Origin of the sequence: Streptomyces sp. NWU339 (genome assembly GCF_003143855.1) — a bacterium.
Classification (GTDB): Bacteria; Actinomycetota; Actinomycetes; order Streptomycetales; family Streptomycetaceae; genus Streptomyces.
On sequence record NZ_QFRK01000017.1, the window covers coordinates 60,705 to 75,325 of the forward strand.

Here is a 14,621-nt window from a genome sequence, read left to right on the forward strand (position 1 = left end):
TTGCCGTGGAGGTGCGTCATTGCGGCTCCCGACAGGCTTGACGGAGGAGGGGGGTTACGCGGCGCTGATCCTGAACTGCGTGAAGGTCGCCGCCCCGGCGTGCCCCCGGCCCGTCGGGGCGAGGGCGACCAGGCCGAGCAGGGCGCCGACCCAGCGCCACGGAGTGGCGGCGAAGACCTGCCCGGAGGAGCGGAAGCCGTCCCCGGTGTCGTACGAGAAGCGGCAGCGGGCTCCGGCACCGGCCTCGATCCGCAGCCTCGCCCGGCCCCCGGGGGCGAGCCGCGGGTGGTCGGCGTCCCGTTCCCTCTCGGCTGTCGTCTCGGCGAACCGGTGCACCAGATGCGCGGTGCCGTCCGGTCCCCGCTGGAGTCCGATCCAGCGGTAGGCGTCGCCGAGGACCGCGAGGCCGGCCCGTGCCCCGGGCTCCTGGCTGTCGAGCCGCAGTTCCACGTCGACGGTGCACGGGGTGCCGGGCAGCCGCTGGGTGAGCACGTTCGCCAGTCTGCGCAGGTCGTGCGCGTCGGCGGTGCGCACGCAGGTCAGCCGGAGCCCGTCGGTGGAGTGCTGGGTGGCCCAGCCCTCGTGGGGGTCCCCCCTGCTCGAGCAGAGCCGAGAGCTTGGGGGAGGGTTGGCGGTCCACTGCCACTGGCGGCCGTAGCGGCCTCCGGGGAAGTCGTCGTCGGTGGCGGGCGCGCCGGCCGGCTGCGCGGGCAGGTCCGGCCGGCGGTGCCCGGCGACCGGCGCGCCGGCGTCACCCAGCACCGGCCAGCCGCCCGCGGCCTCCCAGCGCATCGGCTGGAGATGCACGACCCTGCCGTACGCCCCGCGCTGCTGGAAGTGCAGGAACCAGTCCTCGCCGCTCGGGGTGCGCACCCAGCCGCCCTGGTGGGGGCCGTTGACGTCGGTGTCCCGCTGTTCCAGGACGACCTTCTCCTCGTACGGTCCGAAGAACTCACGCGACCGGAAGGCGCCCTGCCAGCCGGTCTCCACTCCCCCGGCGGGCGCCAGGATCCAGAACCAGCCGTCGTGCCGGTGGAGCTTGGGGCCCTCCAGGGTGAACCAGCCGGGTATGCGGTCGGCGTCGACGATCACCTTGCCCTCGTCGAGGAGTCCGGTGCCGTGGGGGTGCATGCGGTGACCGGTGAGCCGGTTGTTGACGCCGCTGCGGGACCTGGCCCAGGCGTGCACGAGATACGCCTCGCCGCTCTCCTCGTCCCACAGCGGGCACGGGTCGATCAGGCCCCTGCCGGCCTTCACCAGGTGGGGGCGGGTCCAGGGCCCCCGGATCTGCGGGGCGTTGACCTGGAAGATGCCCTGGTCGGGGTCGCCCCAGAAGATCCAGAACCGGTCGTCGTGGTGGCGCAGGGACGGCGCCCAGACCCCGCGGTCGTGCCGGGGGGCCGCGAACTCGCTCTCGGGTTCCAGTCGTTCGAGGGCATGGCCGACGAGCGTCCAGTTGACCAGGTCGCGGGAGTGCAGCAGCGGCAGTCCGGGGACGCGGCCGAAACTGGAGGCGGTCAGGTAGAAGTCGTCGCCGACGCGGATCACGTCGGGGTCGGACCAGTCGGCGTTCAGGACCGGGTTCCGGTAGGTGGTGTCCGTCGGCGCGGCGCTCATGGGCTCACCGCCTTGCGGACCAGGGCGGCGGCGTCGTCCCGGCCGAGCCGGCCGTCGGCGACGACGGTGACGACACGGCGGACCACCGTCTCCCCGGGCGGGATCGGCAGCCGTTCGTCGTGGGCGAGGGAGGAGCCGACGCCGGGGTACTCGGCGGTGCGCACGAACCAGGGGTCGCGGCGGGTCGGTCCGGTGGCCCCGGCGAAGACCAGCGTCCAGCGGGCGCCGGCCAGGGCGAGCCAGTCGGCCCGTCGGCCGTGCGCCGCGGCCTCGCCCTCGGTGGAGGCGGTGAAGACGTCCGGTGCCGTCGCCTCCTTGCGGGCCCGCCAGAAGAAGCCGCCGTAGGCCGCGCCGGGGCGGCCGTTGGTGGCCGGACTGCCGATGGAGAGCGGCAGCCCGGTGGCGTTGGTGAGGGAGAAGGTGAAGTCCAGCGCCCAGGCGGTGTCGGTGAGTTCGGTGGCGGTGACCGTACGGCGCTCCCGCAGCAGCTCGCCCGGAGCGGCGATCCAGCGCAGTTCCTCCACGAAGCCGTCGGGGTCCCGCAGCTGGAAGGAGGTGTGCCGCTGGGAGCCGTGGTTGTCCAGTTCGGTCGGGCCCCGGTCGCGGACGTAGGTGCGTCCGCCCCAGAAGTTGTGCCCCTCGACGTCGGGAACGGCGACACCGACGCCGAGGTGGTGGGTGTGGTCCGCGGGGGACAGTTCGGTGACCGCCGTGCCGGCCAGGGTGGTGACGGGGTGCAGATAGGGGCGCGGGGAGAGCCTGCGGGGCAGCTCGGGCCGGGAGACGTACCGGCCGACCGGCCGCCCGGCGACGCGCAGGACCGTGGAGTCGTCGCTGGTCATCGGGTGTTCACCTCTTTCGGCGGGTGCTGCGCGGAGCGCTGGGCGGGCGGCGCCCAGGGGGCGCCGAGTTCGGAGTAGAGGGACAGGGTGTCGGCGGCGGCCTCGACGAGCCGGTCGATGCCGGGTACGACACGGCGGTTCTCGCCGGGAACGCGGTGCCAGGCGCCGTCGGGCAGCGGGGCGGGGTCGGGCGCCTGCCGGATCGCCTCGACGACCTTCATGAAGGCGCCGGTCGCCTCCGGGGGGACCAGCAGGGGGGTGCGGGTGGTGAGGTGCGCGACGAGGTTCTCCAGCAGGTCGGTGCGGCCGAAGTGGAGTTCCTCGGGACCGTGGCCCGCGCGCTGGACCAGGACGCGGTCCTGCTTGTACCAGAAGGTGATCCGGCCGCTGGTGCCGTGCACCATGACGTACGGCTCGTCGGCCCGCTCCGCGCACAGGGTCGCGGCGACGGTGACCGGCCGGCCCTGTGCGGTGGTGACCCGGACGCAGGAGGTGTCGTCGGACTCGATGTCGTTGGCGCGCAGCAGTTCGGTCTCGATGCCGGTGACGTCCTCGGCGCGGGTGCTGCCGCCCAGCGCCAGCGCGGTGGCGACGGCGTGGGCGAGCGGGTTGGTCAGCGCCCCGTCGACCACGTCGACGCCGTTCAGCCGGCGCCGGCCCGCCCAGGGCGCCCGCCGGAAGTAGTCCTCGGCGCGCACCCAGGCCCCGGCGCCGCCGATCCCGGTGACCCGGCCGATCGCACCCTCGGCGACCAGTTCGCGGATCGCGGGCACGGCGTGCGAGCCCAGCGACTGGAAACCGATCTGGCAGGTGACACCGGCCGCGGCGACCCCGTCGGCCATCCGGCGGAACTCGGCGTAGGACGGCGCGGGCGGCTTCTCCAGCAGGAGGTGCGCGCCCCGTTCGGCGGCGGCGAGGGCGAGGTCGGTGTGGGTGGGGATCGGGGTGCAGACGACGGCGATCCGGGCTCCGGTGGACTCCAGCAGGGCACCGAAGTCGGCGGACTGCTCGGGCGGTTCGCCCCCGGACTCGCCCTCGAACTCGTCCTCGGTGAGCGGGGTGAGCTCGCAGACGCCGGCCAGCCGGACGAGTCCCGCCTCCTGGAGCCGGCGGATGTTCGCCAGGTGCCAGCGGCCGTGGCCGCGGGCACCGGCGAGCACGACGGGGATCGGCCGGGACACGGACCGGGGCGCGGACCGGGGCGCGGACTGGGGCGCGGTCATCCCTTCACCGCCCCCGCGCTGAAGCCGGTGATCAGCCACTTCTGGATGAAGGCGAACACGATCACGACGGGCACGGCCGCGATGATGCCGCCCGCGGCGAGGGCGCCGAGGTCGACGCTGTCCGCACTCATCAGGGTGTTGAGGCCGACCGGGATGGTCTGCTTCTCCTGGTTGTTGAGGAACATCAGGGCGAACAGGAAGTGGTTCCAGGAGTGGACGAAGGCGAACGAGCCGACGGCGATCAGACCGGGCCGCAGCAGCGGCAGGACGACCACCCGGAACGCCCGCATCCTGCTGCACCCGTCGACCCAGGCGGCCTCCTCCAGGGAGTACGGCACGTTCTTGATGAAGTTGCTGATGAGGATGATCGACAGCGGCAGCTGGAAGACCGTCTCGGCGATGATGACGCTGCCCAGCGAGTTGATCATCTGCAGCCCGGCGAAGATCTCGAACAGCGGGACCAGGAGCAGCGCGCCGGGCACGAACTGGGAGCACAGCAGGGCGAGCATGAAGACCCGCTTGACGCGGAAGTCGAACCGGGCGAGCGCGTAGCCGCCGGCCAGCGCGACGAGCGTCGTCGCGAGCAGGGTGGCGACTCCCACGAGCACGCTGTTCTGGAAGAAGGTGCCGAAGGCGCGGTCCGTCCAGACCTTCTCGAAGTGGACCGTGGTCATCGGCCAGGGCACCAGCGAGGTCGAGCCGGCCGGGCGCAGGGCGAAGAGCAGGATCCAGTAGAAGGGGATGAGCGTGAACAGCAGGTAGATGCCCAGCGGGAGGTAGATGTGCCAGCGGGGCACCTCGTCCCAGGCGCGGTGCTTCTTCCTCGCGGGGCGGCTCGGCGGCTCGGCGGCGGAGCGCGCGGGGGCGGGGGCGGCCGGGGCCGCCTCTTTGGTGATCACTTGCTTTCGCCTCCGAACTTGCTCAGCCGCAGGTAGACGATCGAGCAGAAGAGCAGAATCACGAACGCGACCGTGGTGAGCGCCGAGGCGTAACCGAAGTCGTGGGCGTCGACGCTGGTGTTGGCGATGTAGAGCGGGAGCGTCGTGGTCACGCCGGCCGGCCCGCCGCCGGTCAGGGTGTAGAGCAGGTCGACGTTGTTGAACTCCCACACCGCGCGCAGCAGCGTGGACAGGATGATGGCGTCCTTGAGGTGGGGCAGGGTGATGTGCGTGAACTGCTGGAAGCGGCTGGCCCCGTCGACCTCGGCGGCCTCGTACAGGTCCTTGGAGACGGACTGGAGGTCGGCCAGGATGAGGATGGCGAAGAAGGGGACCCCGCGCCACAGGTCGGCGACGACCACCGCCGAGAAGACGGTGGAGGTGTCCGACAGCCAGCTGGTGCCGTAGTCGCCGATGCCCATGTCGGCGAGGTAACGGGTGATGCCGGTCTGGGAGTTGTAGAGGAGCACCCAGATCGCCGAGGTCAGTACGCCGGAGACGGCCCACGGGGAGAAGACCAGGGCGCGGCCGATGCCCCGGCCGACGAAGGTCTGGTTGACGATGAGCGCCAGGGCGAGCCCGAACATCAGCTGCAGGCCGACCTCGACGAAGACCCACTTGGCGCTGAAGACCAGGGTGTCCCAGAACAGCGGGTCCTCGGTGAAGAGGTGGACGAAGTTGTCGAAGCCCGCGAAGCCGTTCCGCCACGGTTTGGTCGGGTTGTAGTGCTGCAGGCTGTAGTAGAAGACGCTGATGACGGGGTAGGCGATGAAGCCCAGCATGAGCAGCCCTGCCGGGGCGATCAGCAGGTACGGCAGTCTGCGCGGCGTGGCAGAGGCACGGCGCCGCCTCGGTGGCGTGGGCGGTTTCGCCACGGCTGCGGCTTGGGCCATGACTGTTCTCCGTTTCTCGGTACGTCGTGCTGTGCGGTGCGTTCCCGGTGCGGTGCGTTCTCGCTGCGGTGCGTTCCCGCTGCGGGGTGAAGCGCTTTCTACATGGGTGTGCGGACAGGCCCGCGTCCCGGCGGATCAGCCCGCGTAAGGGTCCTGCACCTCGCCCGGCCGGGCGAGGAACTCGAAGTCGCAGCCGGTGTCGGCCTGGGTGATCTGCTCGTTGTAGAGCGCGCCGTAACCGCGCTCGTAGCGCACGGGCGGCGGCGTCCACTCGGCCCTGCGCCGCTCCAACTCTTCTTCGTCCACGTTGAGTTGCAGCTTCCGCTGCTCGACGTCGAGGGTGATCGAGTCACCGGTGCGTACCAGCGCCAGCGGCCCGCCGACGTACGACTCGGGGGCGACGTGCAGCACGCAGGTGCCGTAACTCGTGCCGCTCATCCGGGCGTCGGAGATCCGCACCATGTCCCGCACCCCCTGCTCGAGCAGGTGGTCGGGGAGGGGCAGCATGCCGTACTCGGGCATCCCGGGCCCGCCCTTGGGGCCGGAGTTGCGCAGCACCAGCACATGGTCGGCGGTGATGTTCAGCGCCGGGTCGTTGATGGTGCGCTGCATGGTCCGGTAGTCGTCGAAGACGACCGCGGGTCCGGTGTGCCGCAGCAGGTGCGGCTCGGCGGCGATGTGCTTGATGACGGCGCCGTCCGGGCAGAGGTTGCCGCGCAGCACGGCGAGCCCGCCCTCCTCGGCGACCGGCTTGTCCCGGGGCCGGATGACGTCGTCGTGGTGCACCTGCGCGCCGGCGATCTGTTCGCGCAGGGTGTCGTGACAGACGGTGGGCCGGTCCAGGTGGAGCAGGTCCGGTATCCGGGAGAGGAAGCCGGGCAGGCCGCCCGCGAAGTGGAAGTCCTCCATCAGGTACGTCTGGCCGCCGGGCCGTACGTTGGCCAGCACCGGGACGGTGCGGGCGATGCGGTCGAAGTCGTCGAGGGTGAGCCCGACGCCCGCGCGGCCGGCCATCGCGATCAGATGGATCACGGCGTTGGTGGAGCCGCCCAGGCCCAGGACGGTCGTCACCGCGTCCTCGAAGGCCTCCGTGGTGAGGATGTCGCTCAGCTTCCGGTCCCGGTGGACCAGTTCGACGACGCGCAGGCCGGCCGCGGCGGCCATCCTGTCGTGCCCGGAGTCGACGGCGGGGATGCTGGAGGCGCCCGGGACCGTGACGCCGAGGGCCTCGGCGGCGGCGGTCAGCGTGGAGGCCGTCCCCATGGTCATGCAGTGACCGGGCGAGCGGGCCAGGCCGCTCTCGATCTCCTGCATCTCGCAGTCGCCGATGACGCCGGCCCGCTTGTCGTCCCAGTACTTCCACATGTCGGTGCCGGAACCGAGCGTCTTGCCGCGCCAGTGGCCCGGCAGCATGGGCCCGGCCGGGACGAAGACCGTCGGCAGGTCGGCGCTGGCCGCGCCCATGAGCAGGGCGGGCGTGGACTTGTCGCAGCCGCCCATCAGCACGGCGCCGTCGACCGGGTAGGACCGCAGCAGTTCCTCGGTCTCCAGGGCGAGGAGGTTGCGGTAGAGCATCGGGGTCGGCTTCTGGAAGGTCTCGCTGAGCGTGGAGACCGGGAACTCGAGCGGGAAGCCGCCGGCCTGCCAGACACCCCTTTTGACCGCCTGCGCGCGGTCGCGCAGGTGGCTGTGGCAGGGGTTGATGTCGGACCAGGTGTTGAGCACGGCGATGACGGGCTTGCCCAGGTGCTCCTCGGGCAGGTAGCCGAGCTGGCGGGTGCGGGCGCGGTGGCTGAAGGAGCGCAGCCCGTCCGTGCCGTACCACTGGTGGCTGCGCAGTTCCTCGGGCCGCTTCCTCGGGGCGTTCCTCGAGGTGTTCACCGGTGTGCTCACACGGACCACCCCGCGGCTATCGCGGCGACCTCGGCCCGCTCGTGCTCGGCCAGCTGCCTGCTCGGCGGGCGGACCTCGCGGCGGCACAGACCGAGGGAGGCGAGGGCCTCCTTGACGACGGTGACGTTGTCGGCGGAGCCGTTGGCGCCGCGCAGTTCCTCGAAACGGCGGATCTGCTCCCAGACCTTCATGGCGGTCGCGTAGTCACCCGACCGGAGCGCCCCGATCATGTTCAGCGACACCGACGGGGCGACGTTGACCAGGCCGGAGGTGAAGCCGGTGGCGCCCGCCGAGAAGTAGGAGGGGGCGTACGGCTCGGCCAGCCCGGCGACCCACACGAACCGCTCGATGCCCGCGTCCCGCGCGAAGGCGGCGAACTTCGCCGCGTCCGGCACGGAGTACTTCACGCCGATGACGTTGGGGCAGGTGTCGGCGAGTTCGGCGAGGCGGGCGCCGGTGAGCCGGGCGTTGCGGATGTAGGGGACGACGCCCAGTTCCGGCACGGCCTCGGCGACGGCACGGTGGTAGTCGACCCAGCCGCTCTGGGAGACGTAGGGGTGGACGGGTTGGTGCACCATCACCATCCGCGCACCGAGGTCACGGGCGTGCCGTGCGGAGGCGACCGCGGTCGGTACGTCGTGGCCCACGCCGACCAGGACGGACGAGCCGTCACCGGTCTCCTGCAGGGTCAGCTCGGCGACGGTGCGCCGCTCCTCGGGCGTCAGGGCGTAGAACTCGCCGGTGTTGCCGTTGGGGGTCAGGGTGGTGATGCCGGCGTCGAGGAGGCGGCGCAGCAGGGCCCGGTAGCCGGCCGGGTCGACGGAGCCGTCCTCGGCGAACGGGGTCACCGGGATCGCCACCACGTCGGCCAGGGCCGCCCGTTGGGTCTCGAACGTCGTCGTCATGCCTGGCCGTCCTCGCTTTTCTGGTTCTGGGCTTCCGGTACTTCCCGGGGTTCCTGGGCTGCCCGGGGCGCCCGGGTCTCGAGGTCCGCGTCGAGGCCCGCGTCGGGAAAGGCCCGGCGCACGAAGGACGCGATGTGCGCGTGCAGGGCGCGTGCCGCGCCGTCCGCGTCCTCGGCGAGGGCGAGCCGCAGGATCTCGCGGTGCTCGCTCGCCTCCCGCTCCCAGGAGGGGTCGGCGGCCCAGGCCACGGCGGAGACGAGTGCCGCCTGGTCGCGGACCTCGTCGAGCATCCGGCCGAGCAGCGGGTTGCCGCACGGCATGTACAGCGCGCGGTGGAACTCGCGGTTGCTCAGGGAGCGCTCGGCGGTGTCGGTGGCCTCGTCGGCCCGGGCCAGCGCGTCGCGCGCGGCGTCCAGGGAGGCACCGCGCCGGACGGTGCGCCGGAGCGCCTCGGGTTCGAGGAGGAGGCGCACGTCCTGGACCTCGCGCGCCATGTCCGCGTCGACCATGCGCACCGTGACGCCCTTGTACTGGCTCATCACGACCAGCCCGGTACCGGCCAGGGTCTTGAGGGCCTCGCGCACCGGGGTCTTGGACACCCCGAACTGCGCGGCGAGGTCGGTCTCGACCAGGGCCTGGCCCGGTGTCAGCCGACCGGTGAGGATGCGTCGTTTGATCTCCTCCAGCACGTACTGCGTGCGGGAGGGGATCGGCGTGGGCACAGAGGTCATGCGCGCCTCTCGGATCTCACATATCGCGTCTCATATATGACGTACGAAGTACGACGCGATGAAACTAGAAGCGGCCCGGGGTTTCGTCAATGCTTCTGACAAAGGAAGTTCTGGTGGCCGTTCCGCACTCCGGGATGGGCTGTCCACGCCACTCCCGGCCTCCCCCGTGGCCGGATTCGCGGCCGAACCAGTGTGCTTCCGCAACCTCGCGAACGCGGCGCGGCCGGGTGCCCGTCACTCGGAGGTGACGGGCACCCGGCCGCTCGGAGGGTCCCTGGGGCTTCCCTGATCAGGCCTTTCGCGTCCACCCCGGATCGCGGCCGCTCAGTCCCACGGTCCGGTCCAGCAGCGGGGCGTCGGACGGCACCGGCACCACGGGGCCGAAGACGCCCCCGCCGCCGTCCCGGCCGGGTTCCGCCGCGGCGGCGAGGAGGAAGGCGTGCGCGGCATCGAGGGCGGCGGGGTCGGGGGCGTAGTCCTGGCCGGTGGCGCGGGCCAGGTCCCAGCCGTGGATCACCAGTTCGTCGGCTGCCACCGCTCCAGCCACCTCGCCCGGCAGGTTCACTCCCCCGGCCCTGGTCAGGCCGGTCCAGGCCCCGGGGTCCCGCCAGGCGTCGGCGAGTTCGCCGAGCACCCGGGGCAGTTCCTCACGCCAGTCGGGCCCTAGGTGCGGCACGGCGGCGTCCGGGCTGGTGTCGGTGGTGGCGCCGAGGTCCTTGCGCCCGGCGTCGCGGAAGGCGACGGCCAGTCCCACGAGGTGGCCCAGGATGTCGCGCACCGCGTACCGCGGACAGGGCGTTCCGTCCGCGAGCTGCGCCTCGGCGACCCCCTCGGCGAGTCGCGCCACGACCCGCGCCTGCGGTCCGAGGTCGAGGATCGGGTCGGTCATGGGCTGCTCCTCCGTGGCCGTGGTGGATGTGCCTCCTGGGAAGGAGACCTATGCCGCACCCGGAACTCATCGCTCCTCCCTCCCCGTTCTACGGCACCTGCCCGATCCCCACGGCCGGTCCTCAGCCCCACGATGACCGGGTATGACGACGAACAGGACGACGGGCGGGCCGCCGAACGACACGACGTGGGCGCTGGTGCGCGTGCTCCGGGACCCCAATGCCGGGCTCCTTCTCGCCGGGGTCGTGGTCTCCGGCTTCGGCACCTCCGCGCTGTGGCTCGCCTCCGGGATCTGGGCCAAGGACCTCACCGGCTCGGACGGCCTCGCCGCCCTGTGCCTGCTGGCCATGTGGGCGCCCACCCTGGCCGGCCCGCTGCTGGGCACGCTCGCCGACCGGGTCCCCCGCAAGCCCCTGCTGATCGGCACGAGTCTGCTGATGGCCGCGCTCCTGCTCACCCTCGTCACCGTCGACTCGCCGCAGGCCCTGTGGCTCCTCTTCGCCGTCCTGTTCGTGTACGGCGCGGCAGGCGTCGTGAACGACGCGGCCGAGTCGGCGCTGGCCGCCACCGCCGTGGACCGGTCGCTCCTCGGTGACCTGGGCGGACTGCGCATGACCGCCACCGAGGGCATGAAACTGCTGGCCCCCCTGGCGGGCGCGGGCCTCTACACGGCCCACGGCGGACCGGCGGTCGCCTTTCTGGACGCGGTCACGTTCGCCCTCGCGGCGGTGCTGTACCTGTTTCTGCACGTCCGCGAGAGGCGTCCCGCGCCGCCGGCCGACGGCCGACGTGGCCGGACCGCCGAGGGCGTCCGCTTCCTCCGCGCGCACCCTGTCCTGTGGCCCCTGGTCCTGGCGGGTGGCGCCACGATGCTGTGCGCGGGGCTGAACGGTGCGCTGGTCTACGCCGTCGTCGACGGCCTCGGCCACTCCCCCGCGTACTCCGGTGTGCTGTACGCCGTCCAGGGCGCCGGGTCGGTGGCCCTCGGCCTGTGCGCGGGGCCCGCGCTGCGCCGTCTGGGCGAGCGGCGGTTCGCGGCGTACGGCATCGTCCTGCTGGCCGGTGGGGTGGCGCTGCGGGCGGTGCCGTCCGATCCGGTGGCGTGGGCGTGCAGCGCGGCGATCGGTGCGGGGCTGCCCGCCCTGCTGATCGCCGCGCTGACCGCCGTGCAGCGCGAGACCCCGGGCCCGCTGGTGGGCCGGGTCACCGCCACCGCCAACACCCTGGTGTTCACCCCGAACGTGATCGGGCTGGCGGCCGGCGCGGCGCTGGTGGAACTGTTCGACCACCGGCCCGTGCTGGCCGTCCTCGGACTCGTCCTGCTGGTGCCGGCGGCGGGGCTGTTTCAGAGCACGGCGAGCGCCGAGCGTACCGCCTCCAGGTCGCCGTCCGATGCCAACCCGGCGTGATAGAGCCGTAGTTCCGTCGCGCCGAGTCGGCGGGCCTCGGTCGCGTCCGCGGTGAGGGTGCCGGGGCTGCCGCCCATGCCGGAGACCACGGTGAAGTTGGCGGCGAGGACGCCGTCCGGGTGGTTCTCCTGTGCGAACGGCGTCAGCAGGCCGGGGCCCCCGGTGCAGGGGACGACCACGCCGTCGGCGACGGAGAGGATGTGCGCGGGGTCGACGCCGGCGTTGGCGCCGCAGTGGTACGACACCGGGTCCGCGTGCAGCAGGACCTGGAAGCCCTCGGGCGCCGCGTCACGTACCGCCCGGACCGCCGCCTCCTGGAGCGTGCGGGCCGTTTCCTCGCGCCACGCGCGCGTGGCGGCCGCCGTCTTCGCGCCGAGGAGCTTCTCGACGCCCGTCCAGCCTCCCCCGCCGGAGGCCGCCCCCCGCCACACCGGCTCCAGCGCGGTCCGCACGGACGCGGCCAGTTCACCGGCGTCCAGGCCCTGGGCCCCGTAGCCCTCGCGGCAGGACGGGCAGAAGCACAGGGACATCAGGTACTGCCCCGCGTCCCCGAGGCCGACCCCGGCGGTCTTGTCGTGGGCGTGCAGATGGGCCAGCCCGTACCAGCCGAGGGACTCCAGTTCGGTGCCGCACGCTCCGGGCCGCACCGCCGCCTCGGCGGCCAGGTCGGTCAGGTAAGCGCGCGTGGCGGGCTGCGCGATGCACGGTGCCCAGGGATAGCGGTCGCCGTAGGCGTTGACGACCGAGGTGTCGGGGTGTTCGGCGCCGAGCCGCGAGTTGTGCGCGAGCACGACCCAGGTGTGCACCTCCAGGCCCGCCTCCGCGAGCGCCGTCGCGGCCTCGCCGAAGGCGTCGCCGGGGGCCCAGTCCCCGGCCGGATGGGGACGCGGGACGCGGCCCGACCAGTGGGCGCCGGCCGGGTAGAGCACGGCCGCGTGCTCGGCGGTGACGACGCGGTGGCGCGGGTGGCGGGGGGTCAGCGCGCGGGTGGAGTGGTAGGCGGAGGCGAGCGTCACCTGCGCCACGCCGAGCGCGGCGATCCGCGCGGGGGCCTCCGGGTCCCCGTTGACGTCCCAGGGGTAGACGAACGCCGATGCCTTCATCGGGCCTCCTCGAGCAGCGCGAGCCCTCGCTCGATCAGCCGAGCGAGTTGTTCGACATGATCCCCGGACGGCTCGTGCAGCGGCGGCCGCACCTCGCCCACGTCGAGCCCGCGCAGCCGCACCCCGGCCTTGACCAGGGAGACGGCGTACCCGGGGCCCTGGTCGCGCAGTTCGACGAAGGGCCGGTAGAAGCCGTCCAGCAGGCGGTCCACGGTGGCCCGGTCGCCGGTGCGCAGGGCCTGGTGGCAGGCGAGGGCGACCTCGGGCAGGAAACAGAACACCGCGGACGAGTAGAGGGTGACGCCGATGCCCCGGTAGGCGAGCTGGGTCAGTTCGGCGGTGGGCAGCCCGTTGAAGTAGAGGAGGTCGCCGGGAGCCTCGGTGCGTACGGCGCTGACGGTCCGCTGCAGGAGGTCGAGGTCGCCGTGGCCGTCCTTGAGGCCGATGATCCCGTCGGTGCGGGCCAGTTCGACCACGCTCGCGGGGGTGAACACGGCGTTGTCGCGCTGGTAGACGATCACCGGCAGGGCGGTCGCCGCGGCGAGCTCCCGGTAGTGCCGCAGCAGCCCCTCCTGGCCGGCCCGGACCAGGTAGGGCGGCATGGCGAGCAGCCCGTCCGCCCCGGCGCGTCGGGCGAGTTCGGCCCAGTGCACCGCGAGCTTGGTGCCGTAGCCGGCGCCCGCGACGACCGGGACGCGTCCCTCGGCCGCTTCGACGGCGGCCCGCACACAGGCCTCGAACTCCTCGGGCGTCAGAGCGTGGAACTCCCCGGTCCCACAGCAGGCGAAGACGGCCGCGGCCCCGGCCTCGACCCCGCGCCGTACATGGAGCCGGTAGGTGTCGAGGTCGATGGTGCCGTCGGTTCCGTAGGCGGTGACCGGGAAGAACAGCGGTCCGCTGGGGTTGCCGAGTCGGGTGGCGAGAGGGGCTGGCGTCACAAACTCTCCCATGTCCATATCCATGATTGACGTCTACATCCCTGAATCGTGTCACGCTAAGGCGCCCCGGGGACGCCGGTCAAGCACGCCGCCCCGGCAGGCACCAGCCGATTCCCCGACCCACGGGAAGACGCGGGATACTTGACGGGTCACGGCCCATCTCCTTAGCGTGTCCACGAATATGAATACCGTGCGCACACATGCACGGCCGGTGATGCAAGGAGATCCCTGGATGCCCGCTCCCCGCACCGTTCTGCTCACCGGCGCCGCCGGCGGCCTCGGCACCCTGATGCGGGGCCTGCTCCCGGACTACGGCTACCGGTTGCGCCTGCTCGACCTGCACCCGGTCGAGGGCGAGCCGGACGCGATCGTCGCGGACCTGGCCGACAAGGAGGCCGTGCGCGAGGCGGTCCGCGGTGTCGACGCGATCATCCACCTCGCGGGCATCTCCCTCGAGGCCTCCTTCGAGAAGATCCTCGCGGCGAACATCGAGGGCACCTACCACCTGTACGAGGCCGCACGCGAGGAGGGCGTCGGGCGCATCGTCTTCGCCTCCTCCAACCACGCCGTCGGCTACACCCCCCGCCCTCCGGCCGGCGACCCGCTCGTCCCCGTCGACACCCCGCACCGCCCGGACACCTTCTACGGCCTGTCCAAGTGCTTCGGCGAGGACCTCGCCCAGCTCTACTGGGACAAGCACGGCCTGGAGACCGTCTCCGTACGCATCGGATCCTGTTTTCCCGAACCGACCAGTGTGCGGATGCTCTCGATCTGGATGAGCCCCGCCGACGGCGCCCGCCTCCTGCACGCGGCCCTGACCGCCGAGCACGTCGGGCACACGGTCGTCCACGGCTCGTCCGCCAACACACGCCTGTGGTGGGACCTCACCTCCGCGCGTGCGCTCGGTTACGACCCGCAGGACGACTCCGAGCCGTTCGCCGCGAAGCTCGTCGCCGAGCAGGGCGAGCTGGACCCGGACAACGAGGCGCACGCGCGCATCGGCGGCCACTTCGTGACCGACCCGCCGATCTGGCCGTACTGAGGCCACGGGCCCGACGCGCCGCCGAAGCCGCGGGCCCGGCGCCGGCACCGGCACCGGCACCGGCGCATCGACGGCACGCGCGGGCGTGGCCGCGGCGGAACTCCGACGCCCCCACCGGCGGGCGGGCACCGAACGGGCCCGCCCGCCGCCGCATTCGGGCACGCGCGACGCCCGTTTCCGCACCCCGGCCCGCCCCCAT

The 14,621-nt window shown here is 72.7% G+C and carries 13 protein-coding genes; 2 read left to right on the forward strand and 11 right to left on the reverse strand.

Going from position 1 to position 14,621, the window contains the following annotated elements; all coding sequences use genetic code 11:
* Positions 1 to 54: 54 nt before the first annotated feature.
* The 9 genes from DIZ27_RS20970 to DIZ27_RS21010 all read right to left on the reverse strand — a co-directional run bounded on the left by DIZ27_RS20970 (position 55) and on the right by DIZ27_RS21010 (position 9,931).
* Positions 55 to 1,617 (reverse strand): glycoside hydrolase 43 family protein, encoded by a 1,563-nt coding sequence (locus tag DIZ27_RS20970; protein WP_109379967.1) that lies wholly within the window; start codon positions 1,615 to 1,617, stop codon positions 55 to 57.
* The gene (locus DIZ27_RS20975; RefSeq protein WP_109379968.1) at positions 1,614 to 2,459 is read right to left on the reverse strand and encodes a PmoA family protein; all 846 of its coding nucleotides are present in this window, start codon (positions 2,457 to 2,459) and stop codon (positions 1,614 to 1,616) included. The genes DIZ27_RS20970 and DIZ27_RS20975 overlap by 4 nt, the downstream gene beginning before the upstream one ends.
* Positions 2,456 to 3,682 (reverse strand): Gfo/Idh/MocA family protein, encoded by a 1,227-nt coding sequence (locus DIZ27_RS20980; RefSeq protein WP_181383627.1) that lies wholly within the window; start codon positions 3,680 to 3,682, stop codon positions 2,456 to 2,458. The genes DIZ27_RS20975 and DIZ27_RS20980 overlap by 4 nt, the downstream gene beginning before the upstream one ends.
* Positions 3,679 to 4,581, reverse strand: coding sequence for a carbohydrate ABC transporter permease (locus tag DIZ27_RS20985; protein WP_109379969.1), 903 nt, complete (start codon positions 4,579 to 4,581; stop codon positions 3,679 to 3,681). Before DIZ27_RS20985 ends, DIZ27_RS20980 begins: the two co-directional genes overlap by 4 nt.
* Positions 4,578 to 5,513 (reverse strand): carbohydrate ABC transporter permease, encoded by a 936-nt coding sequence (locus DIZ27_RS20990; RefSeq protein ID WP_109379970.1) that lies wholly within the window; start codon positions 5,511 to 5,513, stop codon positions 4,578 to 4,580. Before DIZ27_RS20990 ends, DIZ27_RS20985 begins: the two co-directional genes overlap by 4 nt.
* A 135-nt stretch (positions 5,514 to 5,648) precedes the next feature.
* Complete coding sequence (gene araD, locus DIZ27_RS20995) at positions 5,649 to 7,406, reverse strand: L-arabinonate dehydratase (RefSeq protein ID WP_258308488.1); 1,758 nt, start codon at positions 7,404 to 7,406, stop codon at positions 5,649 to 5,651.
* Positions 7,403 to 8,311, reverse strand: a complete 909-nt coding sequence (locus DIZ27_RS21000; protein ID WP_109379971.1) for a dihydrodipicolinate synthase family protein — start codon at positions 8,309 to 8,311, stop codon at positions 7,403 to 7,405. Before DIZ27_RS21000 ends, araD begins: the two co-directional genes overlap by 4 nt.
* Positions 8,308 to 9,042 carry a GntR family transcriptional regulator gene (locus DIZ27_RS21005; protein WP_109379972.1) on the reverse strand — a complete coding sequence of 245 codons (735 nt, stop codon included), beginning with the start codon at positions 9,040 to 9,042 and terminating at the stop codon, positions 8,308 to 8,310. Before DIZ27_RS21005 ends, DIZ27_RS21000 begins: the two co-directional genes overlap by 4 nt.
* Before the next feature lie 289 nt (positions 9,043 to 9,331).
* A complete protein-coding gene (locus tag DIZ27_RS21010) occupies positions 9,332 to 9,931 on the reverse strand; it encodes a TIGR03086 family metal-binding protein (protein ID WP_109379973.1) in 600 nt (199 codons plus the stop codon).
* A gap of 142 nt (positions 9,932 to 10,073) precedes the next feature.
* On the opposite strand from DIZ27_RS21010, the gene DIZ27_RS21015 reads away from it, so the two are divergent.
* Entirely contained in the window at positions 10,074 to 11,339 is a 1,266-nt protein-coding gene (locus tag DIZ27_RS21015) for an MFS transporter (protein WP_109379974.1), read from the forward strand.
* Here DIZ27_RS21015 and DIZ27_RS21020 read toward each other — a convergent pair.
* Positions 11,276 to 12,442 carry a hypothetical protein gene (locus DIZ27_RS21020; protein ID WP_109379975.1) on the reverse strand — a complete coding sequence of 389 codons (1,167 nt, stop codon included), beginning with the start codon at positions 12,440 to 12,442 and terminating at the stop codon, positions 11,276 to 11,278. The genes DIZ27_RS21015 and DIZ27_RS21020 overlap by 64 nt on opposite strands.
* Complete coding sequence (locus DIZ27_RS21025) at positions 12,439 to 13,380, reverse strand: 5-dehydro-4-deoxyglucarate dehydratase (RefSeq protein WP_109380069.1); 942 nt, start codon at positions 13,378 to 13,380, stop codon at positions 12,439 to 12,441. The genes DIZ27_RS21020 and DIZ27_RS21025 overlap by 4 nt, the downstream gene beginning before the upstream one ends.
* 232 nt (positions 13,381 to 13,612) lie before the next feature.
* Here DIZ27_RS21025 and DIZ27_RS21030 point away from each other — a divergent pair, with 232 nt between their 5' ends.
* Complete coding sequence (locus tag DIZ27_RS21030) at positions 13,613 to 14,422, forward strand: NAD(P)-dependent oxidoreductase (protein ID WP_109379976.1); 810 nt, start codon at positions 13,613 to 13,615, stop codon at positions 14,420 to 14,422.
* Positions 14,423 to 14,621: the final 199 nt, after the last annotated feature.